Origin of the sequence: Intestinimonas timonensis, from assembly GCF_900626145.1 — a bacterium.
In the GTDB taxonomy this organism is placed as follows: domain Bacteria; phylum Bacillota; class Clostridia; order Oscillospirales; family Oscillospiraceae; genus Intestinimonas; species Intestinimonas aquisgranensis.
Genome location: NZ_LR130816.1, coordinates 589,469 through 614,372 on the forward strand (window position 1 = coordinate 589,469; position 24,904 = coordinate 614,372).

Sequence of the window (24,904 nt, forward strand, 5' to 3'; positions counted from 1 at the left end):
TATTTTCCCACCAATGTGAAAGAGGGGAACGCCATGAACGGAACCACCGACAAGACCCTCACTGCCGACGAGCTCTCCGCCCTGTGCTGGCAGCTCTCCCAGCTGGGCAAGGCCGGTGTGCCCTGGAGCGAGTGCGCCGCACTGCTCCTGGAGGACAGCCAGCCGCCCCGGCTCAAGGCCGCCCTGGAGAAGCTCCGGGAGCCCCTGAGCATGGGGGAGCCCCTGTCCGACGCCATGGAGGCGGCGGGGGATTACCCCCCCTACCTGCTGCGCATGGTCTCCATCGGCCAGGCCTCCGGCCGGCTGGACCGGGTCCTCGCCGCACTGTCCGACTACTACCGCCGGGAGGCGGACACCCTGGACGCCATCCGCCGGGCGGTGACCTATCCCGCCGTCATGGCCGCCCTCATCGCCCTGGTCTTCCTGGTGCTGGTGTCCCGGGTGCTCCCCGTCTTCTCCCGGGTTTTTGCCCAGATGGGAGCCGGCCTCTCTCCCACCGCCGCCGTGCTGCTGGGGTCCGGCTCCGGGGTGAAGTACGCCGCCTATGCCATCTCCATCCTGCTCCTCCTGGCCGCCGCCGCCCTGATCCTCTTCTTCCGGGGCGAGCGGGGCGTCCGCCTGCTGGGCAGGGGCAAGGTGGCCGAGGCCATCGCCAAGGGCCGTTTCACCTCCGCCATGGCCCTCATGCTTCAGAGCGGCCTGCCTATGGATGAGGCCCTGGAGCGCACTGGGCAGCTCCTCTCCGATTCCCCCCTGGCCGGGCGCTTTGCCGACTGCCGCCGCCGGGCCGAGGAGGGCACCTCCTTCCCCCGGGCGGTAGAGGAGTCCGGGGTGCTCACCGGCCTCCAGGCCGGGCTTCTCTCCGCCGGCTTCCGTACCGGCACGCCCGAGGAGACCATGGCCGAGATCGCCCGCCGCTGCCAGAAGGAGGCCGACGAGAGCCTGAGCCGCCTGCTGGGGCGGTTCGAGTACGGCCTGGTCATCGCCCTGTGCGCGGCGGTGGGCTTGGTCCTGCTCTCCGTGATGCTCCCTCTGCTGGGGGTGCTCTCCGCCATTGGAGGGTGAGGCCATGAGGCATCTGCTGCGTTTTCTGCTGCCCGCCGTGGTGCTGGTGGTGGGACTCCCCCTGTGCCTGGGGGCCCTCAGCCAGACCCTGGGCAACCGGGCGGCGGCGGAGTCCCTGTCCCTGGTGGAGGAGAACGTCCGCCGGGCTGCTGTCCAGTGCTATGCCCTGGAGGGGGCCTATCCGCAAGACTTTGACTACCTGGCCGAGCGCTACGGCGTGGCGGTGGACGAGAGCCGCTGCCGGGTGGACTATATCTACATCGGCTCCAACCTGATGCCGGATATCACCGTGGTCCCCCTGGAGGGGAGCGCGTAAAGGAAAGGGGGCGTGCCCCGGATGGATCGTGAACACAGCGGACTGCGCTCTGCCGCCGTCCTGGCCCTGTGCGGACTCTTTGCCGTGCTGGCGGTGGGACTGGCCCTCCTGTCCAGCGGCGTCTACCGGACGGCCGCCGGGGCCTCGAACGAGAACGACACCCGCCGCACCGCCCTCTCCTACCTCATCAACCAGGTCCGCCGGGCCGACCGGACCGGCGGTGTGGCGGTGGAGACCTTCGGGGGCGGCGACGCCCTGGCCCTCACCGAGACGGTGGAGGGTACCGACTATGTGACCATTCTCTACTGCCTGGACGGTCAGCTCATGGAGCTCTATGCCGAGGCGGGGAGCGGCCTGGGGCCCGCCGACGGTCTGGCGGTGCTGGCGCTGGAGGACCTGTCGGTGGAGACCGACGGAGCCATCATCACCTTTACCGTCACCGCTCCCGACGGCACCGTGTCCACCGCTTCGGTGTCCCCCCGGTGCGGCTATGAGGAGGTGGGGGAGCTGTGAGAACCGTGCCCAAGTCCCGCCTGCTCCTGCTGGAGCTGGTGGCCGACCTCTTCATCTTTGCCCTGTGCGCCGTCGTGTGTGTGGCTCTGCTGGTCCAGGCCAGGTCCATGAGCGCCGAGAGCACGCAGCTCACCCAGGCGGTCTACATCGCCCAGGACGCTGCCGAGCGGCTCCGAGCGGGAGAGGAGATCTACAGCGGCTATACAGCCGACGGCACCCCCGTCACCACTGTTCCGGCGGTGGGGCCCGGCTCCCTGGAGCCGGCGGTCAGCTCTGCCTGGCTGGACTATGTGGTCTATTATGAAGTAGGGGAGGAGACCGTGGAGATCTCTGTGGTGCCCATGCTGGAGATCGGAAGCGATCACGCCGTCTACACCCTCACCGTCTGGAAGGAGGCCGTGCCATGAGCCGCAGGGAAAATTCCCCCGTGGGGGTGGGTGTGCTGACGGTGCTCACCATCCTGTTGGTGGTCATCCTGGCCGTCTTTTCCGCCCTGACGTATGCCTCAGCCCGGGCCGACCGGAACCTCTCCCGGATCAACGCCGACACCGTGACGGCCTGGTATGCCGCCGACGCCCAGGCCGCGGCGCTGCTGGAGGAATTTGAGGCGGGGAGCGAGGAGACCCTGGAGGCCACCCTCCCCATGACGGAGCGACAGAGCCTCTATGTCCGCTTCCAGCGGGAGGCCGACGGCACCGTCACCGTGCTGGACTGGCGGACCGTGACGGCGGAGGAGGAGACCGATGTGGGTTCCAACCTGCCGGTCTACGGCTCTGAGGACCGCTGAGGGCAATACTTTTTATGAGAAGGAGCTGCGTGCGCCATGCCGCTCATTGACATTCTGAAGGAGGCCGTGTCCCGGGAGGCCTCCGATGTACTCATCATCGCCGGCCTGCCCGTGTCCTACAAGGTCAACGGCCGCATCGACCGGGTGGGGGATCGCCTTTTCCCCGACCACACCCAGGCTCTGTCCGAGGAGCTCTACGATCTGGCCAAACGGTCCATGAACCGCTTCCTGGAGACGGGAGACGACGACTTCTCCTTTGCCGTCCCCGGCCTGAGCCGTTTCCGGGTCAACGCCCTGCGGCAGCGCGGCTCCATGGCCCTGGTCATCCGGGTGGTGTCCTTCGTGCTGCCCGACCGGAACGCGCTGGGCATCCCGGACAACGTCATGGCCTTCGCCAACGCCCCCCACGGTCTGGTCCTCTTCACCGGTCCTGCGGGCAGCGGCAAGACCACCACCCTGGCCTGCATGGTAGACGCGGTGAACGAGAGCCGGGAGGCCCACGTCATCACCATTGAGGACCCCCTGGAGTATCTCCACCACCACAAAAAGAGCGTGGTCACCCAGCGGGAGCTCTATACCGACACCCTGTCCTACGAGGCCGCCCTCCGGGCCGCTCTGCGGGAGGCGCCGGACATCATCCTGCTGGGAGAGATGCGGGACGCCGAGACCATCAAGGCCGCCGTCACTGCCGCCGAGACCGGCCATCTGGTTATCTCCACCCTCCACACCATCGGCGCGGCCAACACAGTGGACCGCATCGTGGATTCCTTCCCGCCGGGACAGCAGCAGCAGATCCGCACCCAGCTCTCCCAGGCCCTGGAGGGCGTGGTGTCCCAGCAGCTGCTGCCCACCGTGGACGGCGCCCTGGTGCCCGCCTTTGAGGTGATGAACGTCACTCCAGCGGTGCGGAATATGATCCGGGAGTCCAAGGCCTTCCAGCTGGAGAGTGTCATCTCCACTTCGTCTGCCCTGGGCATGATCACCATGGACCAGAGCATCCTGGCCCTGCTGAAGGCGGGGCGGATCACCCGGGACACTGCCCTGCGCCACGCCTCCAATCCGGACTGGATGGAGAAGCGCTTTGCCACCCTTTGAGTTGAGAAAGGACGGGATCATAGCCATGACCACCACCAAGATCGACCATCAGAATGGGGTGCTCCGCATTTGTGTGGACCGGCTGGAGGGGAACCGGGCCGGCGGCCGGGTCTTCAGTCAGCGGCTCACGGCGCCCATGTCCTTTTCCGACCTGGGCGGTCTGCTGCTCCAGTTAGAGGCGCTGTTGGAGCGGCAGAATTTCCCACAGGCCTTCCAGCGTATGCGCTCCTTTACCAGTGAGGCGCCGGAGTACCCGGCGGGCCTGCTGCCCACCGGCGCCATGTCGGCGGAGACGGTGGCGGAGGCCAAGGGGGAGAAAGCCACCTTTGTGCTGCGCATCCTCACCCGGCAGAACGCCACCTGGCAGGGGGTGCTGGAGTGGCTGGAGGGGGAGCAGCGGAACAACTTCTCCAGCGATCTGGAGTTCCTCAAGCTGCTGGAGCAGGACCTTCGGCAGAGCGGTGGGGAAGCGTCTCAAAATAACTGAAAGAGAAATCAAAAGCGGGCGGACCAGAAGGTCCGCCCGCTTTTTGTTATGCTTCCGCCCGTTTCAGGAGCCTGCCCTTCCGGCAGGCGGTGAGGTCCAGCCGCCGGATACCCACCTGCTCGAAATCAATGACGGCGATGCTGCCGGTGCGGCTCTCAATGACGCCGGGCCCAAACTGGCGGTGGACCACTGCCGCCCCGGGGGCGAAGTCCAGCTCCCACTGGGCGGCGGGCACCTCGGCGGTGGGGGAGGACTGGTCCGGCTCCCCCAGCAGCTCCGAGACGAAGGGGAAACGGACCCGGTCCGGCTCCCCGAATTTTTCCTGGTAGGTGAGCAGCTCCAGGGTCTCCCTGGCCCGGGTGGCTCCCACGTAGAAGAGCCGCCGCTCCTCCTCCAGGGCCTGCCGGGCCTCAGCGGGGGAGGCGTCCTCCTGCCGCCGGGCGGGGAAAAGCCCCTCGGCGGCGTCGATGAGGAGGACCCGGTCGTACTCCAGGCCCTTGCTGGCGTGGATGGTGGAGAGGACGAAGGGACAGGAGGGGTCCGACCCGCCCCCGGAGGAGAGAATTCCCTGGAGCTCCTCCAGCCGCCGGAGCAGCTCCGCCGGGTCTGGGTTTTGAAGGGCCAGGGCCAGCAGCACATCCAGCCGACCGGTGTCCATCCGCTCCTCCCCCAGGTAGTCGCCATAACCCATGTACTTCACGATGCGGCGCAGGGCGGCAAAGCTGCTCATCTGGGGCAGTTTGGAGAGGTGGGTGCCGAAGGCCTTCACCCGGCCCACCTGCCAGGGTGCCAGGCCGGTGCCGGAGAGGAGACAGTCCACCACCGTCTGCCCCGGCTTCTGACGGCTCAGGAGATTGGTGAGGAGGGCCTTTTTGATCTTCAGGTCCAGCTTCCAGCACACCCGCAGGAACCGCTCCCGGTCGTCGGGTTGGTAGGTCAGGGTGAGAACGTCGGTGAGGTCCCGGACGATGGGGCTGGTGAAGAAGAACCCCTCCCGCTGGCGGCAGGCGTAGGGCACCCCCTCCCGCTCCAGCAGATCGATGAGAGGGAGAGCGCTGTCGTTGTTGCGGTAGAGGACGGCGGTGGACCGCCGGCAGTCCTTGGCCGCCTGGAGGAGATACCGGGCCTGACGGCTGTAATCGGACAGCACCACCCGGCGGATGGGCTCCCCCTCCCGGTTGTCGGTGCGCATGTGCTTGTCCCGGCGGTCCCGGTTGCCTCGGATGAAGGCGTCCGCCCGGGTGACGATGGCGCCGGTGGAGCGGTAGTTGGTCTCCATCAGCAGCACCTTTGCCCCGGGCCAGTTCTGTTCGAACTCCAGCAGGGCCTGGGGCCAGGCCGCCCGGAAGCCGTAGATGCTCTGGTCCTCGTCCCCCACCATGAAGAGGTTCCGGTGCTCCCCCGCCAGCAGGGCCAAAATGACATGCTGGATCTTGGAGGTGTCCTGGGCCTCGTCCAGGCAGAGCCAGCGGTAGCGTGTGCGGTAGTAGTGTAAAATTTCCGGTTCCCGGCGGAGGATGCGCAGGGCAAAGACCATCTGGTCGTCAAAGTCCATGAGGCGGCTGCGGCGCAGATAGTCCTGGTACTCGAAGTAGACGGCGGGGAAGTCCATCCCCTCCACCGTATGGCGGTGGATGTCGGCTTCCGAGAGCATCATGTTCTTGCAGTAGGTGATGTGGGTCCGGGCCTCCTTGATCTGCTGCTCGGTGGGGAAGTCGCTGCCGGTGCGCTGGAGCAGGTCCCGGAGGACGGCATTCAGGTGGGCGTCACTGTCGGCCAGGGCGAAGGGCTCAGAGCCCTTCCACCGGGCATAGGTGTGGATGATGGAGGCGCACAGGCCGTTGATGGTGCGGAAAGAGAGCTGCCGGGCCAGGTCCTCGCCGAAGAGAGCGGCAAACCGCCTGGCCATGTCTCCGGCGGCGGAGACGGTGTAGGTGACGGTGAGGATCTCCTTTGGGGAGACACCCCGGCAGCGGATAAGGCAGCCCAGTCGGGCCACCAGCACAGTGGTCTTGCCGCTGCCCGGTACCGCCAGCAGCAGCACGGGGCCCGCTCCGGCCAGCACCGCCGCCTTTTGCTGTTCGCTCAGCGCCAGGGGCAGTGAGGCCAGAAACTCCTCCTCGGTCATGGGCGCACCTCCTCTCGTCGTAAAATATTATTATATCGGTCCGGCGGAAAAAAGACAAGCCGGACGGGCACCGGCGGACCGGGCGGCGCATAGACTGGTCCAGACTGACCGTTTGGAGAGAGGGGGCGTGGTCCGTGCAGGAGCAGCAGCGGAAGACGGAGAGCGGCCGGGAACGGCGACCGGAGGATGTGGATGATCTCATTTTCCGGGAGGAACCGGCATCCGGCAGCAGTCAGAGATAAGCCCGCCCGCCTTTCGGGCGGGCTTACCGCTGTTTTACGTGGTTTGGGGCGGGTTTTCCTTTACATAGTGGAAAGATTCGGGTATAATAGATAAGCTATTTGAACGGAAGTGAGCGTGCAAGCGATGCTGCAATTCGACGAGTATAAGGTAAAACTCAACAACATCAAGCCGTCCCTGGACGAGCTCTCCCAGGCCCTGGACCTGCCCGCCGCCGAGCGGGAGCTGGATATGCTCAACTCGGAGAGCGCCGCCCCCGGCTTCTGGGACGATCTGGAGAAGTCCCAGAAGGTCACCCGCCGGATGCGCCAGCTGGAAAATAAGCTGGAGGCCCAGCGGAAGCGGGAAAGCCAGTGGGACGATCTGGTGGCCCTGTGTGAGATGGGCAACGAGTTCGAGGACGAGTCCCTGGTGCCTGAGCTGGAGGAGGGCTTTGCCAAGCTGGAGGAGGAGATCGGTGAGGCCAAGCTGGCCACCCTGCTCACCGGCGAGTACGACAACTCCAACGCCATCCTCACCTTCCACGCCGGCGCCGGCGGCACCGAGGCCCAGGACTGGGCCCAGATGCTCTACCGCATGTATACCCGCTGGGCTGAGCGCCACGGCTTCACCTACCAGATCATCGACTACCTGGACGGCGACGAGGCCGGCATCAAGTCGGCCACCATCATGATCGAGGGCGAGAACGCCTACGGCTTCCTCAAGAGCGAGCACGGCGTCCACCGGCTGGTCCGTGTCTCCCCCTTTGACGCCAACGCCCGCCGTCAGACCTCCTTCGCCGCCCTGGAGGTCATGCCCGAGATCCCAGACGACGTGGAGGTGGACATCCGCCCCGAGGACATCGAGATGCAGGTCTTCCGCTCCTCCGGCGCCGGCGGCCAGCACATCAACAAGACCTCCTCCGCCGTCCGCCTCATCCATAAGCCCACCGGCATCGTGGTCTCCTCCCAGCAGGAGCGGTCCCAGTTCCAGAACAAGGACACCTGTATGCGGATGCTCCGGTCCAAGCTGGTGGAGCTCCAGATGCAGGCCCACGCCGAGAAGATCTCCGATCTGAAGGGCGTGCAGATGAAGATCGAGTGGGGCAGCCAGATCCGCTCTTACGTCTTCATGCCCTATCAGCTGGTCAAGGATAACCGCACCACCTACGAGACCAGCAACATCAATGCCGTCATGGACGGCGATCTGGATGGCTTCATCAACGCCTACCTCACCGCCGAGGCCACCGGCAACTGGGCCAGTAAATAAAGGCACAAACCGGAGACGAGCATGCTCGTCTCCGGTTTTTTATTACCAGATACAACCCTCAAATGTAAAATTTTCTTTTACATTGTATTGTATTCTTCTTCCTGCCTTGGTACTATAAAAAGGATTAGGGGAAGGAACTGAGGAAAACCCTAAAAAACGAGNGACGCCGCCGACGTGGCCGAGTGGGCCGCTGACGGCATGGCCGTGGCCGTGGGCTCCGGCATCATGGGCGGCAAGCCCGGCGACCTGCTCGACCCCAACGGCACCGCCGTCCGCACCGAGCTGGCCACCATCCTCCTCAACTTCTCCAAGCTGGCGGAGGCCTCCAAGGGCTACACCGAGACCGCTGTGAGCATCGAGGTGCCTGAGACCGACGGCATCCCCGCTCACGCCATCCCCGCCATCGTCACCGTGCCCGACGGCGAGGGCCCCTTCGCCGCCGTGGTGATGCTCCACGGTACCGGCTCCGACAAACACGAGGCCGGTATGGGCTATGACTACGCAGCCCCTGTCCTGGCTGAGGCTGGCATTGCCACCATCCGCTTTGACTTCATGGGCAACGGTGAGTCCACCGCCAACTATTCTGACTACTGCTACACCTCCGCCAACATCGACGCCAAGGCTGCCGCCGACTACATGGCTGCCCTGGAGAACGTGAACGCCGAGAAGATCGGCATTATGGGCTGGAGCCAGGGCGGCACCAACGCCCTGCTGGCCGCTGCGGCCTATCCCGAGACCTTCAAGGCCGTGGTGACCTGGTCCGGCGCCACCACCCTGGACGGCAGCACCCTCTTCGCCGAGGGCTTTGACGCCGCCTATGAGACTGCCAAGGCCGACGGCGTCTACACCATGACCTTCGACTGGCGCGATCCCCTGGAAGTGGGTACCCGCTGGTTCGAGGAGGTGGAGAGCACCGACGTGCTCAAGGAGGCCGCCAAGATCACCGCTCCCGTGGTGGCCATCAACGGCGATCTGGACACCACCGTCACTCCCGACAACGCCACCGCCATCGCTGAGGCCGCTCAGAACGGCAGCGTGTGGATGATCGAGGGCGCCGACCACACCTATAATGTCTTCACCGAGGCCGACCACGCCACCATCCTGAAGACCGCTGCCGATACCGCCGCCTTCTTCCAGCAGGCCTTTGACGGCGCTCTCTCCGGCACCGTCACCTCCGTGAGCAAGTACGGCAACGTCACCACCAGCATCTCCCTGGAGGCCCTGAGCACCATCGGCGCTGAGGCCGGCGACATCCTCACCATCACCGTGAATGGTGAGGCTATGGACGTGCCCTACGGCACCGCTTACAGCGATGTGGACAACGGCAGCGTCATCGCCCTGCCTGACACCGACACCAACACCCTGGCCGTGGCCATCAACATGGGCAACTTCGCTGAGACCTACAAGGCCGGCGAGGGCACCGTCATCACCGTGGCCATGAAGGAGAAGGCCGGCTATCTGGAGGAGTACCAGATCCGGAACATTGACTCCCTGCGGACCAACAACAGGGACGACTACGCCTCCGATGAGGTCTTTGCCAACTTCCGCCCCGTGGTCATGGGCGACATCGCCGAGGGTGTGCTCTACCGCTCCTCCAGCCCCGTGAACCCCGAGCTGGGCCGCAACACCTACGCTGACGCCTTGGCCGAGGCCGCCGGCATCAAGACCGTCCTCAACCTGGCCGACAACGAGGAGACCATGAAGGCCTACGAGGGCTATGCCGACAGCTACTACGCCACCCTGAACGTGGTGGCTCTGGACATGGGCGTGGACTTCGCCGCTGAGGACTTCAACGCCAAGCTGAAGACCGGCCTGGAATACATGATCGCCAACGAGGGCCCCTACCTGGTCCACTGCAACGAGGGCAAGGACCGTGCCGGCTTTGTCTCCGCTCTGCTGGAGGCCCTCATGGGCGGCACCGTCGACGAGATCAAGGCCGACTACATGACCTCCTATGAGAACTACTACCACGTGGAGAAGGACTCCGAGCAGTATGAGAAGATCGCCGAGAGCAACATCATGAACACCCTGCGGACCATCGGTGGTCTGGAGGAGGGTGCTAATCTGGCCGACGTGGACCTCGCCGCTGCCGCCGAGACCTATCTCACCGAGACTGTGGGCCTCTCCGCCGAGCAGGTGGACGCCCTTCAGGCCGTCCTCTCCGGCACCGCTGCCGAAGCTGAGCAGGCCGCCTGAGCAAATTTTGCAAGGGTAAAAAGGGAGACAGCCCATGGGCTGTCTCCCTTTTCTTCTATTGTGACAGATGGAATGTAAAAATAAGACTTGACAGAGACGTTAGGATATGGTATTCTATTCTAGCACCTGAAAGCGTGAGACGCTGGAGTGGGATGCCGGAGTGGCGGAATTGGTAGACGCCCGGGACTTAAAATCCTGTGGGAGCGATCCCGTGCCGGTTCGACTCCGGTCTCCGGCACCAATATCGCGGGGTAGAGCAGCTTGGTAGCTCGTCGGGCTCATAACCCGGAGGTCAGTGGTTCAAATCCACTCCCCGCAACCAGAAAAACGCCTGATTTCGTAAGAAATTAGGCGTTTTTATTACTTTTTTGCCGTTTTTAAAAATAAGGCGGACCGGGAAATTCAACTTTAGTTCAACTCGCCTTTTAAATTCAAGCCTTTTTCAAAAAGATATCTGACAAGATATCCGCATTGCGCTGGTCGGCCTCCTCCATCACATGGGCGTAAATATTGGCCGTGGTGCTGACCTGGGCGTGGCCCAGCCGTTTGGAAATGCTCACACTGTCCACCCCGTTGAAGTACAGCATAGAGGCCATTGTATGCCGGAAGGCATGGGCATTGATGTGTGGGAGACCGTGGCGCTTGCTGAACTTTTTGAGATAGTCGGTCACGCTGTCCGGGTGCATGGGCTTGCCGTTGTCCTGGGAGAATACGAAGTCCTGATTCTGGTGGTACTCCCCCAGCCGCATCCGTTCCTCCGCCTGCCATGCCCGATACCGCCGGAGCAACTGCATTGTCTCAGCGGGCAGGGTGATGTACCGCCGGGATCGTTCCGTTTTGGGCGTGCTCTCATAGATGCCGATATCCGGGGAATAGAGAACGCTGTTACAGATGTAAATCCGGTTCCCCTCAAAGTCCACCTTGTCCCATTTCAACCCCAGCACTTCACCACGCCGCGCGCCGGTAATGAGCAGCAGATGGACAAGCATTTTCTATTTGATCGGCTCTTGCTCCAGTGCGTCCCGGATCGCCGACACCTGTTCCGGCTGGAAGTAGTTTACTTCCTTGTGCTCCGCCTTTGGAAGTGTGGCACGGCTGGCGACGTTGAAGGGGACAAGGCCCTCTTTCACCGCTTGCTCCAGCACCGTGGAGATCAGCCGATGATGCTCCAGGATCGTCTTTGTGGACAGCTTGCCACCCCGCTTGTTCTGTCCCTCCTGGCCCAATAGGGTATAGAGATCATTCAGGTGGTCGGCCCTCAGTTCTCGCAGCTTGATGTGTCCTATCTGTGGGTAAATCCGGCCTGTCAGCTCCTTGTATCTCACAATGGTGGAGTGCTTCACGCCCCGCTGCTCTTTCAATCCAATTACATAATCACAGTAGGCGGCAAACTTCTGGCGGCTGTCGGAGGTTACACCCTCTCTGCATTCTTTCTCAAAGGTTGCGGCGAAAGCCTCAGCCTTTTTTCTTGCGCTTTTTTCCGTCCAGGTGGGTGATACCTCAAAAGTGGCCGTCCAGGGCTTGAGCTGCTTTCCGTCAGATCCCCGGCCCCGGTGTACCCGGATGGAGTAGGAGATCAGCTTTCCGGACTTGTCCCGGCGCTCTTGGATGTTAGCCATTCTCTATACCTCCCTTGGTCGATACAGGCAACGACACCATGTCGTTTTTCACAAGAAGGTTTACCAGATATGAGGCATAGTGCTCCAGCTCATCCCGCATTTGATCAAATGCCTCAGCAGGAACAGCACCCACGGCCTTCCCGGTTTTATCCGTGACCACAATGTACTCCCCTATCAGGCTGTCAACACCTTGGGAGTGCAAGCCAAACCCGCTTTTATCCTCTATGCCGTCTATAAAGAGGCGAAATGCCTTGTCGTAAAGGCGGGCGATTTCTTGTCCCGTCTCCCACTCTGCCTTTGCCGCAAGTTCCTTCTCCGCTTGTGTCTTAAAGTCGTCACGGCATAAGAGCCATTCCGGTCGCACATCAGGAAAAATCTCTCTCGTGATCCTGTCTGCAATATCCCCATTCAGCCGTCTATTCCCCCGCACAATATTTGAAATATGCTGAGGCTCATAACCCAAACGGGCCGCCAGATCTTTTTGAGTGATATTCCGCTCTTTCAACAGCAGTTTGAGCCTCTGCCCACACTCTTGATTTACTTCGACCGGCTTTCTCGGCATACCATCCACCATCCCAATAAGACTTATTTTAGCCCATTTTCTTACCAACATGGTAAGATAGTTATCCAGAATATATCTTCTTTTCGATATAATAGATGTTCGTCAAATATATCTTTATGATATATACTGCATTATAGTACGATACACACCAAAAGTCAATTAAATTACTACGAAAAGGGACGGTGTAACACTATGAGTGAGAATATCCCCAAGTTTTTAACCATTCGAGAAACTGCGAAAACCGGTATTCTTTCTGAGCATCACCTCAGGATTATGGAGAAGCAAGGGAGATTGCCCGGGGTCCGTGTCGGCAACCAGTTCAAAGTCAATCTGGATCTTTTGGTGGATCAGTTGAACCAGGAAAGTACACCCGCACAGCGGGAGGAGTAAGGCAATGGAAGATATAAAACCAAAGCACCCAAGCTGGTTCAAACTGAAGCTTGAGCGCCGGGAGCTTCTTCACCAGTTATCTCCTGAGACAGCAATCAATGTCCTGCTCTAGTGCAGGACTTTCAAATTCAGTACGGCTATAACCAGCAGCTCGGTATTTATGAAAAGGACTACATTGAAGGCAGCGGCCAGAGCTACGAGGGCGTGGTCTTTACCGATGGGGGCCGGGAGGTCATCTATTACAACCAACTGGATGAGCGGTGGGCAGATACCATGTACGGCACATCCGGCACGATTGGCGAGGCCGGGTGCGGCCCCACGGCGATGGCGATTGTCACATCCACTCTGACCGGGATGGCTCACGACCCGGTGGAACTCAGCGAATGGTCTGTGGCGAATGGGCACCGCTGCGAAGGGAATGGCTCTTATCACAGCCTGATCCCAGCCGCCGCCGAAGCCTACGGCCTATCCTGGGAGAGTGTTCCACGGGATGACCCGCAGGCGATGGTGGACGCCCTGACAGATGGGAAACTGGTTGTGGCGATCATGGCAAAGGGACACTTTACCAGCTCCGGTCATTTCATTGTCCTGCGCGGCGTGACTGCGGAGGGAAAAATCCTGGTAGCCGACCCTGCCAGCCGCAAGCGGAGCGAACAGGAATGGGATCTCTCCATTATTCTGGATGAAGCCAGAAAAGGCGCTGCCGCTGGCGGCCCCTTCTGGGCAATCTATTAAAGGAGCATGGTATGAACAACCGAAATAAACTGATTGAATTATTGATCTACATCGCCATTGTAGTGGTTGGCGTTGTCCTTTTGCTGACGGGAGGACCGGAAAAGACGGTAGAAAACATGGATATGGGAGGAACATCGTACAAAAGCGTTTCGGCCTTCGTCCAGAACGGATCGCCTTCCTTGCCCTCGCCTTTGGTATTGGAAATCAACGCATCCACAAATTTAAGGATGTCGGCCTCGTTCTTGATATAGGCCAGCGGATTGTAGTGCATGGATTTTGAAAAATCAATGGAATTGAACACCTTGATCCGATACCCGCGCCGCTGTAAGAAAGAGCCCACCTGGGAGAGCACCCCGCCTTTCGGATCTACGCACACATAGCTGCATCCGCCGTTTTTATCCGCGCTGGCCTGCAAAATCTGCGGAGTGAGCCAGAAGCGGGTTTTGCCCGAGCCGGACGAGCCGATCACGCAGGCGTTGAGGTTGCGGGCGTTGGCCGGGTTTTTTGGGCGGGTGTTCATAGTAAGAAACTCTGTCCCGGTCAAAATGATGTTGTTCTCAAATTTCGGATCGACAAAGGGCTTGATGTCCTTTTCCGTTCCCCACCGGGCGGAGCCGTATTCCTCATCCCGCCTGTACTTTTTCGCGTTCTTACTTTTGAAGTAGATCAGCAGGCGGAAGCCCACCGCGCCCACAATGCCGATGAGCCAGTCAAAGGGATTGAGCCCCGGCGCAAAGTCGGCAAAGGCCGGGCCGATGGTCTGCCCCAGCCCCATGAGCTTATGGGCGAAATCCGCGCCAGCGGCCAGACGGTAAGCCGTCCCCAGCTTTAAGCAGGCCCACAGCACAAACAGATAGGGGATGTTGGGGAGTACATATTTTTTGATGTTATCTGTCCTCACGAACCGCCTCCTTTACCCGTTCCCGCTTGCGGGGCTTTTCCTTCGCAAGCTGATCCGCCGCCTGTTTAAGCTGTTCCCGGATGGGGATGCGGCGGGATTTGGATTTATTCAGCACCTTCCGCGAGTATTCAGAAAAGCAGGCGGTGATCGCATCCGCCTGCCCCGACTTGAAAAACAACAGGTATTTGTCCGGCCCGGTTTTATAAAAGGCATAGTCTACATTCCACTTCCGGGCCACCCGGTCAAAAGCCTTCGTGTCCCCGGAAAGCTCAATGCTGTTTGTAGCCGCGCCGTGTCCCATGAGCTTTTTCACGCTCTGCCTGCCGTGGGGCGTTTGGTGTTCCCGGTAAGCCTTGCGGATCTTCCGGCCCACAGCCCCCAGCACATAGGCAAGGCCCCGCGCCGTCAGCTTGCTGGCCCGGACAGAAATTGCTATGGTACGCCGGGAAACATCTTCATCAATCAGTTATACCGCCTCCTTTCCGGCGGCCACCTCGGGACAAAGTGTCTCGAAGTGCCGTCTATCGTTCCTCACGCTCCTTATTGGAAAGTTTCCGATAGCCTTCCAAAGAGGAACCGTCAATAATCTCCTTGTAGGCCGCCATCTGTTCCCGGATAGAAAGTTTCGGATAGGAGAAAACTCTGTGCTCGGCGGGGATGTCCTCGATCCCGTGGTAGTGCTCGATGAATTTCCCACCGTTATTCAGCACATAGCCGCCGGGGGCAAAATGACCGTCCTCGTTAATCCGAATATCACGCCCGTATGCCTCATAGTCAAAATAATTCAGCAAATGCTCCGGCACATCAATGGCCTCCATGTCCTCCACATAGATGCGGCCCAGCGTTTCATCGTCCCCCACACCGGGATAAAATTCAAAACAGTCCAGGTTTTGCGTGAGATTGATGAGGTCGGCCACGCTGGAAGTGTGCTCGCCGCTGTCGATCACAGCCTCGAATTTCTCCAAATCGCTCAGATCCAGTTCGGAAAGTAGGCAGGCCAGATGGTTGAGCTCGTCAAGATTTTCGTATTCCGTCAGATAGTCATAGAGCCCCAGCACATCACCGTCAAAGCTGGTAATGAAAAACTCCTCATACCGCACCCCATCCACGCCGATGCGCTTTAGGAGCGCCTGCACCTCCTCCGTAGTAGTGGGGAATTTCAGCGTTTCTCCTACAAGCTCGCCCTCGTTATATTTCCCCAGGTTCGTGATGTAGGCTTCGAAAAGGGCCGCCATCAGCGGCGGCCCTGTCCCTTGACGGTAAGGATGCCCTCAAGGGTGGTATCAGTAATCCCCAGCCGCTGGGCAACGGCGATGTCGTTTTTCATGGCCTCGGTCATGGTATGGCCGCAGACCACCAGCACATGGGAGCGGCGGAGCAGGTCGCGGCTCATGTCAATGCCGCTTTTGTGCTCCTCCGGTACTGCGTCATTGAGGAACAAGGGCAGATACAGGGTAGGACAGATGGGCGAAAACCCCGCCTCGTACACCGCCCGGCAGTAGCGGGCCGCCTGTTCTGCGTTTTCACTGTCACCGCCAAGCCATCCGGCGGTAATATAAGCAAGTGGCCGTTTCATTGTCAAAACCTCCGTTCTTTGAAGAAAGATACTTCAGCCCAATCCCCCCGCCCTTTCCCAGTCATGGGAAAGGGAGCGGCTCTGGAGGATATATGCCCCCGCCGCGCCGCTGGAAGTAACACAGCCGGGGCAGACCGTCAAGGGCAGGCCGCCGCAAGCGGCGGTGCGTTGCACCCTTGACGGCCCACTCCCGGCTGTGCAGGAATATAGGCGGCGACGGGGGATATATCACCACAGAGCCCTCTGCAGGAGGGGCGGGGCCCCTCGGGACAATTTGTCTCGAAGTGTGGTCGGGTTACTTGTCTTTTTCCATCTTTTTCGGAGCCTTTGCCAGCTCGGGCGGCTGTTTCTCCTTCCACTCGTCCAGCAAAGTCATGATCTGCTCCTTCATTTTGGCGGGAGTGGCCTCCTTGCCAAAATATTTCTCCAGTTCGGCCATCGAAATAATCACGCCGCGATCCTCCTTTTTCTTTTCGCTTAATATGCCGTCAATCACATCGCCGTTGAGCTTACCTTCCTTATCCAGTTCCCGGAGCTGTTTCGCCTGGGCCAGAGAGGGGGACGCCTGTTCCCCGTCAATGGAAACGGCAATCAGCCTTTGATTTTTCGGCTTGATATAGGAAAGCTCCACCGCAGGCATGAAGCCCATCTTTTTATCGTCCACCTTAAGCAGCCTCTTTACGATCAAACTCTTTGAACATTTCTGCAACTTCTTCCGATACTTCCATGAAGCAATCCGATGTATAGAATGGGTAATAGTCCCGCAAATTGATAATAGCCATATTGACCTCCGTTTCGGTTGTTGGTTGACGAGTGACCGAAACGAAGGCGGCGGGGAGCGGCACCGGGGAATGACTTCGGGCCAACATGACCCGAAGCAGCCCCATAAGAACACAAAAGCGCCCGGGCGGCATGAAGCCGCACAGACGCATGAAGTTACATATTCATTTATGTACTGCCTAATTTCACTTCCATAACCAGACTGTCCCGGAGGGGGAGCTACGCTTTTTTTTGCTGGTGTAGATCATGGGTGCTGTGAAAAAAGGCAAAAATAGACACGGCGGCAATCCTCCTATATGCCGCCGTGGATTTACACGGTGTTAGGTCGTCGTTGGTTTAGGATAGACGAAAAGAAACGGCGGCTCTGAAAATCAAAGCCGCCGCTTCATAGGCGCGTGGAAATGTGTCTGCTTTACGACGGCTTTTTTTCTTTTGCCGTCGTCCGGCAGAATGTTATTCAATATTCAATTCAATGTTTCCAGTAAAGTCCTCACACTCAATGCCGATATAATTTCCACCATCAGGAAGTGTAATTGTGTCACTATAAGTTCCGGTTGTTTCAATCAAAGTGACTGCTTCATCCGATCCAGAAATCCAAAATACTTTTGCAGTACCTTCCGTAACCTCCAAAGTGCAGTCAATAGACAGCTCCTTACCGGCTTCTCTCTTTATGGAAGTTCCTCCGAACAAATACTCTGTATCTGAAAAATTCTCATATGGAAAGCGCTACTGCAAAACCTCGCCCACGGTAGATGAGACCGCCCTCCACGCCGCCATTGTTCGGGCAATCAACCGATTCAACGAGGAAGACGAGTCCACTTATATGGCACTCATGCGGGCAACCATTGGTGAAGCAATCGGTCTAACCGGAGGCACAGATGAGATCGACCTGCTCCGGCGGAAAATAGATGGGCTGAATCGGAAAATGGTATCTCTTATCAATGAGAGCGTGGAAAGCGGAGAGGGTATCGAGAGTCACGAAGCTGAATTCAAAGAACTTTCCGATACCATTGAACTCCTGCAAGGACGGATTCAGAAACTCGAAGAAGCACTTGCTTCCGATCAGGTGAATGACAGCCGAATCCTTCAACTACAGCAGATCATCGCCGACCGAGCATCCAAAAAGATGGAGTACGACGATACCATCGTCCACCAAATGATTGAGTGTGTGAAGGTGTATCCCGACGGGAGACTGGACATTATCTTCGGAGGAGGGTACCTTATCGAAGAACGCCTGGAAAAAGAAAGTTGATAACTTAAAATATAATTGACATAACCGACGAAATAATATAGTATAATTTATGTTAGGAGGCGATTGTGCATGGCAAAAAAAGCTGCGGTCATCATGCCGCAGACACGGGAGATCCTGGCACAGATGGGTGAGCAGATCCGCCTGGCCCGCCTGCGCAGGAAGTTGAGCCTGGAATTGGTAGCAGAGCGTGCCGGGATCAGCCGAGCCACTCTGATATCCATTGAGAAAGGCACCCCTACGGTATCCATCGGCTCCTATGCCGCTGTGCTGCACGCATTAAACAATATGGACAGCGACCTGCTGCTTATTGCAAAAGATGATGAATTCGGCAGGAAACTGCAAGATCTGGCGCTGCCCACCAGACGGCGGGCGCCCAAGAAAGGAGAGTAGCCCATGGCGCAGGACGAAAAGACCATCTATGCATATGAAAATTGGCGTGGAGAGGCACCCACTCTGCTGGGGCGGCTGCGCTGCGGCTTCGTCCGCGGACAGGAAACCTTTTCCTTTGAGTATGATCCGGCCTGGCTGTCATCCGCCGAGAGTTCTTTCTCTCTGGACCCGGATCTGGCTCTCTACCGCGGGCGGCAGTATGTGCCGCTGAACAAGCAGCTCTTTGGCCTGTTTTCCGACTCCTGTCCGGATCGCTGGGGGCGTCTGCTGATGAAGCGCAAGGAGGCCATCGACGCCCGCAAAGAGGACCGCAAGCCCCGTAAGCTCACCGAGAGCGACTTCCTGTTGGGGGTCTACGATGAATCCCGCATGGGGGCACTTCGGTTCAGCTTGGAAGAAGGGGGCGAATTTCTTTCGAACGATAAAGCGTTTGCGACGCCTCCTTGGGTAAACCTTCGGACGCTGGAAAACGCCTCTATCGCTTTCGAGAACGATGAGAGCGGCCTGAATGAAAAATGGCTGCGTGAGCTTCTGGCCCCTGGCTCCTCCTTGGGCGGTGCAAGACCCAAAGCTACGGTGCAGGCCACAGATGGCGCCTTGTGGATTGCCAAGTTCCCCTCTAAGCATGATGAATATAACAGTGGCGCGTGGGAGAAGGTCGTCCATGACCTGGCACGGCTCTGTGGGCTGGATGTTCCGGAATCCAAATTGGAGACATTCTCCAAGACCGGCAGCACCTTTCTCGTCAAGCGATTTGACCGAAATGGCAGCCGCCGCATCCACTTCGCCTCCGCCATGACCCTGCTGGGTAAGATCGATGGAGCCTCTGCAGCGGACGGAAGCAGCTATCTGGATCTGGCGGCGTTCATCCGGGCCAACGGGGCATCACCCCGGCAGGATCTGGCCGAGCTGTGGAAGCGGATCGTGTTCAGCATGGCGGTATCCAATACTGACGACCATCTGCGCAACCATGGTTTTCTTCTGACACCCACCGGCTGGCGGCTGGCCCCTCTCTATGATGTGAACCCAGTCCCCTCGGGGGACCGGCTTTCCCTCAATGTGAGTGAGTATGATAACACCATTGACTTGGAACTGGCTCTGGAAGTAGCCGATTATTTCGGCCTTGCCCCGCAGGAAGCGGAACAGGCTGCAGAGGAGGTCTGCAAAACAGTATCCGGACACTGGGAACAGTTGGCCGGGCAGTATGGTCTCAGCCGAGGAGCGATAGAGTATATGCGCCCGGCCTTTTCCCTTCCATGATAAGATTACAAACGGACGATTCCTGGTGGAACCGTCCGTTTGCTTATTCTTTGGCGACTCCCTCAAAAGAGTCCTCGCCCTCATCCTCGTCCATATCCGTATCAATGTCCAGTCCTTCATTGTTCCCCACATTCTTCTCGTAGAGCTTGGTCCATTTGAGCGGGTATTTGCATTTGCGGTTATAGGCCAGAAGCATCGCCTCGGCATAGCCCATAGAACCGGGGCGTCGTTCCTTGGCTGTTCTCGAAAGCAACTTGACCGACATTTCCCCCACTTTTTCCTTAAAGGTCTCATCTTTCAGGGCATCGCCGAACGTGTAGACCAATCTGGCGATTCCGTTGAGCATATTGGCAGACAGCGAATTCATATCGCCCTCCCAGGTGCCTACGCAGAGTCTGAGTGTTCGATCAAGTACGTGGTAACCAAACCGCTCATATATATTTTCGAGCGTGGAGACAGCACAGACAACGCCATAGTTTCTGACCTGGCCAATGGAAAGAGAATAAGACTCTACCAGATCTTTGATCATAAGCTGCTCCTGATTCCCGGCTTCCACATTTGCCATAAACACTTCATAGGGACGGAGCGGTTTGACAAACTTCATCTGGTTGGCGAAGATATCTGCCTCGTGCTCGTAGTTCAGATCGTCGTATATCATGCACCAGACTGGCGTTTCACGAGAGCCAGAGGCCAGGGCGACGATCTCCACCGTGTGCTGGCCATTGAAGACATAGTTGACCCCATTTCGACGGCTTACCTTCACGGGGTTGATCTGATACAGATCAAAGTGTGCCGCAGCATTCAGCACATGCTGTTCGGAAATATTCCTCTGGTACTCCTGATTGGATACGAGGTTCTTGATGGGAATCTGTTCGAAGTGAACATTGGGAACAAACATACTATAATCTTCCATTAGGATTCCCCCTCAATTGCATTGAGCATTTCCTGGATTTTTCCTTCTAATTCAGTCAACGCCGCCAAGAGGTTTTGTCTGGCAGCAGGTGAGATCGCTTCCAAATGTGCCATGGACTTTGTCCGGTCGATGGAGCTCATCCAGGAGGGGATCGTAAGAGTAAGTCCAGCAACTTCCGCATCCGGGTCATAGGCGGGCATCGTCTTGATTGCCGGCTGCTCTGCCGCCGCTGTGCCGGGTTTGGCAGAAGCGTCGGAATAAAGGCATCGTCTCGATTCACTGTAACGAGCGAAAGCATAGGGATTTTTTCCGATTTTTTTACTAAGTGCTTTCAATTCTTCGGGTCCCATTTCTGAAAGAGCAACGATATTTTCGAAAGAAATCTTATATGCCCCGGAAAGAATATGCGGAATAAGCTCAGGAGCATTTTGTGCGATGGTATCTAATGCTGTACTGTATTTCGCATATTTCTGTACGGTTGCGCCGGACACATGATACTTCCTTCCCAGCCGAGCTGCTGTTCGCCGGCCGCTCTCTTCATCTATTGGGCGGCCTCTCCCCACAGTGATGTTGGGATTCGGACGGTACTGATTATAGCCATTCCTATTTCGCTGTACTTTCTTTTCCACTTCATATTGTTTCCCAATCAGATATTTCCTGGTTTCTTCTGAGATGTTGCGGCGCCCAAGTTGGTTCGCACAGATCCAGGCGATGGCAGCATCTCTGCTTGGAAAATCCAGCTCCTTGACTCCATAAGGAATGCGCATTTTATTGCATATTTCATAGCGATTATGACCGTCGATGATGGTATCATTCCATGCGATGATATCTTCCCGGCATCCTTCCATGACCAGATTCAGCTCCAGTTGCCGGTATTCCTCCCGGCGAAGTGGACGAATCAAGTTTTTGAATTCCGGATCGATGTTAAGCTGCCTAAATGCTTTCTCTGTCATGGAGCCTCCTGCGTTCCAGCTGTTTCACGGTTTTGAGGGAAAAATATGCGACCCGGTTGACTTGATCGATCTCACCGGTCAGCTGGTAATTAAATCTCGGGTCAAAGCCACCCAGCAGTTCGGAAAAGTTTTTGATAAGGATCGTACTATAGAATTCTATAGACTGCTGGGATGTGCTTGACATCCGAACCTTGTTTGCGGTCCCGCCTGAAATAGGTTTATCCGATCCGAGAACGGCGATATACAGTTCTTCAGGGTTTACCAGGAATTGCACATACGCAGGATTCTTCAAGAGACGAATCGTTTGCCTGTGGATTCGAATCCGGTTTCGCGCAGGGTCCAGCGTTAAGTAAGCCTGCAATTGATTTTCATGGTTCATGTCCTTGTCCTCCCAAAACGGACTTATGATCAGTATCAGAGGCAGCCTCGTCTGACTGCTCTGATGCAGCAGGAGCGATGTTATCGCGCAACCCATATACAGCATATCCTTCAAAAATGTCTACCTGCATAGATTTCTGGTGTTCCCGGAACGGGAGTCCAAACTGCGTCTTCCAGCCCTCCGGAAACACGGGAGTTCGAGAAGACTTGGGCTTCTGGCCGTCTTTCTGCACCCGCTGATACACTTCGGTCGCTGTGAGATCAAATGCGATGAGCCACTCATCCCTTGCATGGATTATCCGCCCGAGGAGTTTATATCGATAGTCCAGATTCCAGCCCATCAGTGAAAACACTTTGGCGAAAAAAATCTTGCAGGTGATCTGTTTCGGTTTGCGTCTGCCGGAGCCGTTGGTGCACCAGGCGCAGGCATCCCGATCTTCCGCCCGACAGGGACGGATCGCCAAGATCCTGCTCTCCTGATTGACCAATACCTGCACATAATCAACTTGTGGGAAGCGGTTCAGGCAGGCGGTATTTACATAAAATTTGTAATTGTTGAAAGTTACAGACGGCTCATTAATATGGGCGAAGAACTCACGGCGTACCACTTGGTAGCCATCGTACATTCGCTCTCAAAGAACACCCCGACAGGACTGGGCAGCTCCGCAAGCATACGAACCATGCTGATACAGTCCACCACATTCCGGGCAAAGCGAGACACGCTTTTGGTGATGATCATATCGATTTTCCCGCTGCGGCAATCGGCGATCATGCTGTTGAACTCGTCCCGATGAGCCAGAGAAGTCCCGCTGATCCCCTCATCCGCATAGATTTTGACCAATATCCAGTTGGGATGATGCACAACAAAATCTTCATAGTATTTCTTTTGCAGCTCATAGGAGGAAGTCTGCTGGACGTTGTCTGTGGAGACACGGGCATACACGGCAACCCGCTGCCTTATATCATTGTCGTAATAGTCGATGGGCTTTTTAGCCGGAATGAATTCATAGTTCTCCGGGTCAACTTTTGTGTTGATACGCCGGCGGACCCGTTCTTTCCGTTCCGCAAGCTGTTTGCGTGTGGACTTGTCAATCATGCAGCATTTCCCTCCGGGGTTCGTCATCAGGGAGTATCTTCCAACCGGGATCTGGCAAAAAGTACGGGTCGTGTAGATCCTCCTGGTAATAGGAAGCCAGCGTATAAATATCCTCCGAAACGAAGTAAACGCCCACTGGCTTTGGGAGTGCTGCCAAGAGGCGCGTACAGAAAGAGAGCTCGGAGAGCTTCTTCGAGATATTGCTTGCTTTCTGGGTAATAATCAGATCGACCTTTTCCTCGTAGCAGTCTTGAAGGAGCCTTGACCACTCCGGGGCGCTCTCCATATTGGGCGCTGTGCTGCCCTCGTCCACATAGAAACCGACAAACTTCCAGTTTGGGCAGAGAGCCAGTGTGTCAAGAAATTGCTTTTTATGAGCTGAAAGATAGTCCTCATATCGGGTCTGGTTGAAGTAGCGGATGTATACCGCCACACGGTAATGTGTTTTGGGAAGCGGGCGTTCCCGCTTGATTTCCTTTAACCAGGCACGATGTTCCGCTAAAAGGGTGTTTCGTTCCGTCTCCCTTTCCAGCAGGAAATCAAATGAGGGCATAACTTCCTGCTCTGACTCTCTATTTTGAACGGTCAGATCTGACATATTTGCTCCCCCTGTGTTATTTCTCTTCCAGGCCATTATATAATCTGCAGACTAATAACAAAATCGACCAGAAGTCAACACATTGACTTCTGGTCGATAGATGAGAAAAAAAGAAGCGAGCCGGCAATTCCAGCTCGCAAATTTTCAGGTATTGTCATCCCGTCTGGACATAGTGGATTTCAACTCACGAACAATCTTCAGGATGGAATCCAGCTCCTTGGGAGAGCAGTCGGCCAGCAGCTCGTCAAACTCGCTCTGGTATAGACTTCTCACCTCCGGCACATCGGGCCGAAGAAGGGAATCAGCAGACACTTGCAGGGCTTCGATGATTCGGATAAAGGTTTCCAACTTCATGCTCGTCTTGCCTTTTTCGATATTGCTGATATGCGGCAGCGAGATATTGGCCTTCGCAGCAAGATCGGCCTGGCTCATCCGGCGATTGATCCGCGCATCTCGAATACGGGAGCCGATCAGCTGGCTCTCGGTCAAATCATGTTCCGTCATCGGCTTCCCCCCTCAAATATATTCTCCAGATTATCTATTTCTAAGAGTATATCAACTTGAGGTGAAATTGATATAAGGCCGAGTTGATGATATAATCTAAACACTATAATAAGACTGCAAAATTTTTTTGGAGGTCTTATTATGAGCCTGAACTACAAAGTCATTGGAAAACACATCCGTGAAGTCCGCCAGCGCAACCACCTTTCGCAAGCGATGCTCTCTGAACTGGTGGATAAAACGCCATCTTACATCAGCTACATAGAGAGCGGGATCAAGAGCATGAGCCTTGACACCTTTGTGCTTATCGCCAATGCTTTGGGCGTATCTCCCGACCGGCTTTTGATGGAGCAAGTCACCAGCACTGAACGGTGCGCCAGCGAAGAAATCTCCCTGCTCCTTTCGGATTGCAGCACCTATGAGATGCTGATTCTCCTGGATGTTATAAAATCGTTGAAAGCTTCCTTGAAAGAGCATCAAGGCAGATACGGTAAACCAGATAACTCTGATTTTACCGTCTGAACCTGAGAAAGCAATCAACCGGAAGTCACGAGCATTGACTGCCGGTCGATCTATGCCAGTAAAGGTGGATATATTTTGGGAATGGTGGATATATTTTGGGAATGGTGGATATGTTTTGGAAAGTCCCGGATATGGGCCTTCCGAGTTGGTATAATGAAAAAAGAAAGGTGGAATGACCAATGATCTATTACACGGGTGATATCCACGGAGACCCCTATGAGGTCATACAGTTTTGCGACAGCAAGAAGCTGACAGAGCAGGATACTCTGGTTCTGCTTGGAGATGTAGGAGCGAACTACTACCGAAACCGGCGAGACACAGGGATATGAGTACACCTATACCCTCAAGCCCATCAACACCAATGACCCCGACGAGATGATGGCCGACTATGGACATGTCACCT

Annotated in this window: 31 protein-coding genes, 2 tRNA genes and 2 pseudogenes; 18 read left to right on the forward strand and 17 right to left on the reverse strand. The window is 57.2% G+C overall.

Features of this window, described 5'->3' with window-relative positions:
* Nucleotides 1-33 precede the first annotated feature (33 nt).
* Genes E0E29_RS03025 through E0E29_RS18565 form a run of 7 tightly spaced genes read left to right on the forward strand, consistent with a single transcriptional unit; the run spans nucleotide 34 to nucleotide 4,263 of the window.
* Entirely contained in the window at nucleotides 34-1,065 is a 1,032-nt protein-coding gene (locus E0E29_RS03025; RefSeq protein ID WP_130848579.1) for a type II secretion system F family protein, read from the forward strand.
* A gap of 4 nt (nucleotides 1,066-1,069) precedes the next feature.
* Nucleotides 1,070-1,381, forward strand: a complete 312-nt coding sequence (locus E0E29_RS03030; protein WP_130848580.1) for a hypothetical protein — start codon at nucleotides 1,070-1,072, stop codon at nucleotides 1,379-1,381.
* A gap of 21 nt (nucleotides 1,382-1,402) precedes the next feature.
* Nucleotides 1,403-1,894 (forward strand): DUF4860 domain-containing protein, encoded by a 492-nt coding sequence (locus E0E29_RS03035; protein ID WP_130848581.1) that lies wholly within the window; start codon nucleotides 1,403-1,405, stop codon nucleotides 1,892-1,894.
* Nucleotides 1,891-2,301: a type IV pilus modification PilV family protein gene (locus tag E0E29_RS03040; protein WP_130848582.1), complete on the forward strand. Its 411-nt coding sequence runs from the start codon at nucleotides 1,891-1,893 to the stop codon at nucleotides 2,299-2,301. Before E0E29_RS03035 ends, E0E29_RS03040 begins: the two co-directional genes overlap by 4 nt.
* On the forward strand, nucleotides 2,298-2,681 hold the full coding sequence (locus E0E29_RS03045; protein ID WP_130848583.1) for a hypothetical protein: 384 nt from the start codon (nucleotides 2,298-2,300) through the stop codon (nucleotides 2,679-2,681). Before E0E29_RS03040 ends, E0E29_RS03045 begins: the two co-directional genes overlap by 4 nt.
* 36 nt (nucleotides 2,682-2,717) lie before the next feature.
* Nucleotides 2,718-3,776 (forward strand): type IV pilus twitching motility protein PilT, encoded by a 1,059-nt coding sequence (locus E0E29_RS03050; RefSeq protein ID WP_130848584.1) that lies wholly within the window; start codon nucleotides 2,718-2,720, stop codon nucleotides 3,774-3,776.
* 25 nt (nucleotides 3,777-3,801) lie between these two features.
* A complete protein-coding gene (locus E0E29_RS18565; RefSeq protein WP_242622348.1) occupies nucleotides 3,802-4,263 on the forward strand; it encodes a hypothetical protein in 462 nt (153 codons plus the stop codon).
* Nucleotides 4,264-4,309: 46 nt separating this feature from the next.
* Here E0E29_RS18565 and E0E29_RS03060 read toward each other — a convergent pair whose 3' ends face one another.
* A complete protein-coding gene (locus tag E0E29_RS03060) occupies nucleotides 4,310-6,391 on the reverse strand; it encodes an ATP-dependent helicase (protein ID WP_130848585.1) in 2,082 nt (693 codons plus the stop codon).
* Between the two features lie 366 nt (nucleotides 6,392-6,757).
* Between E0E29_RS03060 and prfB the strand changes: the two genes are divergently transcribed.
* The 4 genes from prfB (at nucleotide 6,758) to E0E29_RS03080 (ending at nucleotide 10,397) form a co-directional block, all read left to right on the forward strand.
* A complete protein-coding gene (gene prfB / locus E0E29_RS03065; RefSeq protein WP_130849064.1) occupies nucleotides 6,758-7,879 on the forward strand; it encodes a peptide chain release factor 2 in 1,122 nt (373 codons plus the stop codon).
* Nucleotides 7,880-8,053: 174 nt separating this feature from the next.
* Nucleotides 8,054-10,075: an alpha/beta fold hydrolase gene (locus E0E29_RS03070; RefSeq protein WP_130848586.1), complete on the forward strand. Its 2,022-nt coding sequence runs from the start codon at nucleotides 8,054-8,056 to the stop codon at nucleotides 10,073-10,075.
* Nucleotides 10,076-10,229: 154 nt separating this feature from the next.
* Nucleotides 10,230-10,316: transfer RNA gene (locus tag E0E29_RS03075), tRNA-Leu, on the forward strand.
* A gap of 4 nt (nucleotides 10,317-10,320) precedes the next feature.
* A tRNA-Met gene (locus tag E0E29_RS03080) sits at nucleotides 10,321-10,397 on the forward strand.
* Nucleotides 10,398-10,506: 109 nt separating this feature from the next.
* On the opposite strand, the gene E0E29_RS03085 is transcribed toward E0E29_RS03080, so the two are convergent.
* Genes E0E29_RS03085 through E0E29_RS03095 form a run of 3 tightly spaced genes read right to left on the reverse strand, consistent with a single transcriptional unit; the run spans nucleotide 10,507 to nucleotide 12,256 of the window.
* Complete coding sequence (locus E0E29_RS03085) at nucleotides 10,507-11,064, reverse strand: site-specific integrase (RefSeq protein WP_130848587.1); 558 nt, start codon at nucleotides 11,062-11,064, stop codon at nucleotides 10,507-10,509.
* 3 nt (nucleotides 11,065-11,067) lie between these two features.
* Nucleotides 11,068-11,694 (reverse strand): phage integrase SAM-like domain-containing protein, encoded by a 627-nt coding sequence (locus E0E29_RS03090; RefSeq protein ID WP_130848588.1) that lies wholly within the window; start codon nucleotides 11,692-11,694, stop codon nucleotides 11,068-11,070.
* A complete protein-coding gene (locus E0E29_RS03095; protein ID WP_207303558.1) occupies nucleotides 11,687-12,256 on the reverse strand; it encodes a helix-turn-helix domain-containing protein in 570 nt (189 codons plus the stop codon). The genes E0E29_RS03090 and E0E29_RS03095 overlap by 8 nt, the downstream gene beginning before the upstream one ends.
* 192 nt (nucleotides 12,257-12,448) lie before the next feature.
* Between E0E29_RS03095 and E0E29_RS03100 the strand changes: the two genes are divergently transcribed.
* Together E0E29_RS03100 and E0E29_RS03105 are read left to right on the forward strand one after the other, a co-directional pair.
* Entirely contained in the window at nucleotides 12,449-12,646 is a 198-nt protein-coding gene (locus tag E0E29_RS03100; RefSeq protein WP_130848590.1) for a MerR family transcriptional regulator, read from the forward strand.
* 111 nt (nucleotides 12,647-12,757) lie between these two features.
* Nucleotides 12,758-13,381, forward strand: coding sequence for a C39 family peptidase (locus E0E29_RS03105; protein ID WP_130848591.1), 624 nt, complete (start codon nucleotides 12,758-12,760; stop codon nucleotides 13,379-13,381).
* A 136-nt stretch (nucleotides 13,382-13,517) separates the two neighbouring features.
* Here the strand turns inward: E0E29_RS03105 and E0E29_RS03115 are convergent.
* The 6 genes and pseudogenes from E0E29_RS03115 to E0E29_RS03145 form a co-directional block, all read right to left on the reverse strand.
* A pseudogene (locus E0E29_RS03115) lies at nucleotides 13,518-14,282 on the reverse strand (type IV secretory system conjugative DNA transfer family protein); the annotation flags it as partial.
* Nucleotides 14,269-14,748, reverse strand: coding sequence for a PcfB family protein (locus E0E29_RS03120; protein WP_326928751.1), 480 nt, complete (start codon nucleotides 14,746-14,748; stop codon nucleotides 14,269-14,271). The pseudogene E0E29_RS03115 and the gene E0E29_RS03120, both read right to left, overlap by 14 nt.
* A 55-nt stretch (nucleotides 14,749-14,803) precedes the next feature.
* Nucleotides 14,804-15,517, reverse strand: a complete 714-nt coding sequence (locus E0E29_RS03125) for an antirestriction protein ArdA (RefSeq protein ID WP_130848593.1) — start codon at nucleotides 15,515-15,517, stop codon at nucleotides 14,804-14,806.
* On the reverse strand, nucleotides 15,517-15,858 hold the full coding sequence (locus E0E29_RS03130) for a DUF7768 domain-containing protein (RefSeq protein ID WP_130848594.1): 342 nt from the start codon (nucleotides 15,856-15,858) through the stop codon (nucleotides 15,517-15,519). Before E0E29_RS03130 ends, E0E29_RS03125 begins: the two co-directional genes overlap by 1 nt.
* A 295-nt stretch (nucleotides 15,859-16,153) precedes the next feature.
* Nucleotides 16,154-16,531: pseudogene (locus tag E0E29_RS03135) on the reverse strand (ParB/RepB/Spo0J family partition protein); the annotation flags it as partial.
* A 560-nt stretch (nucleotides 16,532-17,091) separates the two neighbouring features.
* A complete protein-coding gene (locus tag E0E29_RS03145) occupies nucleotides 17,092-17,328 on the reverse strand; it encodes a hypothetical protein (RefSeq protein WP_479723844.1) in 237 nt (78 codons plus the stop codon).
* 133 nt (nucleotides 17,329-17,461) lie between these two features.
* On the opposite strand from E0E29_RS03145, the gene E0E29_RS03150 reads away from it, so the two are divergent.
* The 3 genes from E0E29_RS03150 to E0E29_RS03160 all read left to right on the forward strand — a co-directional run bounded on the left by E0E29_RS03150 (nucleotide 17,462) and on the right by E0E29_RS03160 (nucleotide 19,540).
* On the forward strand, nucleotides 17,462-17,890 hold the full coding sequence (locus E0E29_RS03150) for a hypothetical protein (RefSeq protein WP_130848595.1): 429 nt from the start codon (nucleotides 17,462-17,464) through the stop codon (nucleotides 17,888-17,890).
* Nucleotides 17,891-17,959: 69 nt separating this feature from the next.
* The gene (locus E0E29_RS03155; RefSeq protein ID WP_071430674.1) at nucleotides 17,960-18,280 is read left to right on the forward strand and encodes a helix-turn-helix domain-containing protein; all 321 of its coding nucleotides are present in this window, start codon (nucleotides 17,960-17,962) and stop codon (nucleotides 18,278-18,280) included.
* A gap of 3 nt (nucleotides 18,281-18,283) precedes the next feature.
* Entirely contained in the window at nucleotides 18,284-19,540 is a 1,257-nt protein-coding gene (locus tag E0E29_RS03160; RefSeq protein ID WP_130848596.1) for a type II toxin-antitoxin system HipA family toxin, read from the forward strand.
* Between the two features lie 43 nt (nucleotides 19,541-19,583).
* Here the strand turns inward: E0E29_RS03160 and E0E29_RS03165 are convergent, their stop codons facing one another.
* The 7 genes from E0E29_RS03165 to E0E29_RS03195 form a co-directional block, all read right to left on the reverse strand.
* Nucleotides 19,584-20,453 carry a DUF6551 family protein gene (locus E0E29_RS03165; protein WP_130848597.1) on the reverse strand — a complete coding sequence of 290 codons (870 nt, stop codon included), beginning with the start codon at nucleotides 20,451-20,453 and terminating at the stop codon, nucleotides 19,584-19,586.
* Nucleotides 20,453-21,406, reverse strand: a complete 954-nt coding sequence (locus E0E29_RS03170) for a ParB N-terminal domain-containing protein (protein WP_130848598.1) — start codon at nucleotides 21,404-21,406, stop codon at nucleotides 20,453-20,455. Before E0E29_RS03170 ends, E0E29_RS03165 begins: the two co-directional genes overlap by 1 nt.
* Complete coding sequence (locus E0E29_RS03175; protein WP_130848599.1) at nucleotides 21,387-21,785, reverse strand: hypothetical protein; 399 nt, start codon at nucleotides 21,783-21,785, stop codon at nucleotides 21,387-21,389. Before E0E29_RS03175 ends, E0E29_RS03170 begins: the two co-directional genes overlap by 20 nt.
* On the reverse strand, nucleotides 21,775-22,410 hold the full coding sequence (locus E0E29_RS03180; protein WP_207303559.1) for a hypothetical protein: 636 nt from the start codon (nucleotides 22,408-22,410) through the stop codon (nucleotides 21,775-21,777). The genes E0E29_RS03175 and E0E29_RS03180 overlap by 11 nt, the downstream gene beginning before the upstream one ends.
* Complete coding sequence (locus tag E0E29_RS03185; protein ID WP_242622349.1) at nucleotides 22,347-22,880, reverse strand: recombinase family protein; 534 nt, start codon at nucleotides 22,878-22,880, stop codon at nucleotides 22,347-22,349. The genes E0E29_RS03180 and E0E29_RS03185 overlap by 64 nt, the downstream gene beginning before the upstream one ends.
* Complete coding sequence (locus E0E29_RS03190) at nucleotides 22,873-23,478, reverse strand: recombinase family protein (protein ID WP_130848600.1); 606 nt, start codon at nucleotides 23,476-23,478, stop codon at nucleotides 22,873-22,875. Before E0E29_RS03190 ends, E0E29_RS03185 begins: the two co-directional genes overlap by 8 nt.
* A gap of 144 nt (nucleotides 23,479-23,622) precedes the next feature.
* Complete coding sequence (locus tag E0E29_RS03195; RefSeq protein WP_130848601.1) at nucleotides 23,623-23,982, reverse strand: helix-turn-helix domain-containing protein; 360 nt, start codon at nucleotides 23,980-23,982, stop codon at nucleotides 23,623-23,625.
* Between the two features lie 141 nt (nucleotides 23,983-24,123).
* Here E0E29_RS03195 and E0E29_RS03200 point away from each other — a divergent pair, with 141 nt between their 5' ends.
* Nucleotides 24,124-24,501 carry a helix-turn-helix domain-containing protein gene (locus E0E29_RS03200; protein WP_122791188.1) on the forward strand — a complete coding sequence of 126 codons (378 nt, stop codon included), beginning with the start codon at nucleotides 24,124-24,126 and terminating at the stop codon, nucleotides 24,499-24,501.
* A gap of 179 nt (nucleotides 24,502-24,680) precedes the next feature.
* Nucleotides 24,681-24,830 carry a hypothetical protein gene (locus E0E29_RS17970; protein WP_165449772.1) on the forward strand — a complete coding sequence of 50 codons (150 nt, stop codon included), beginning with the start codon at nucleotides 24,681-24,683 and terminating at the stop codon, nucleotides 24,828-24,830.
* Nucleotides 24,831-24,904 lie beyond the last annotated feature (74 nt).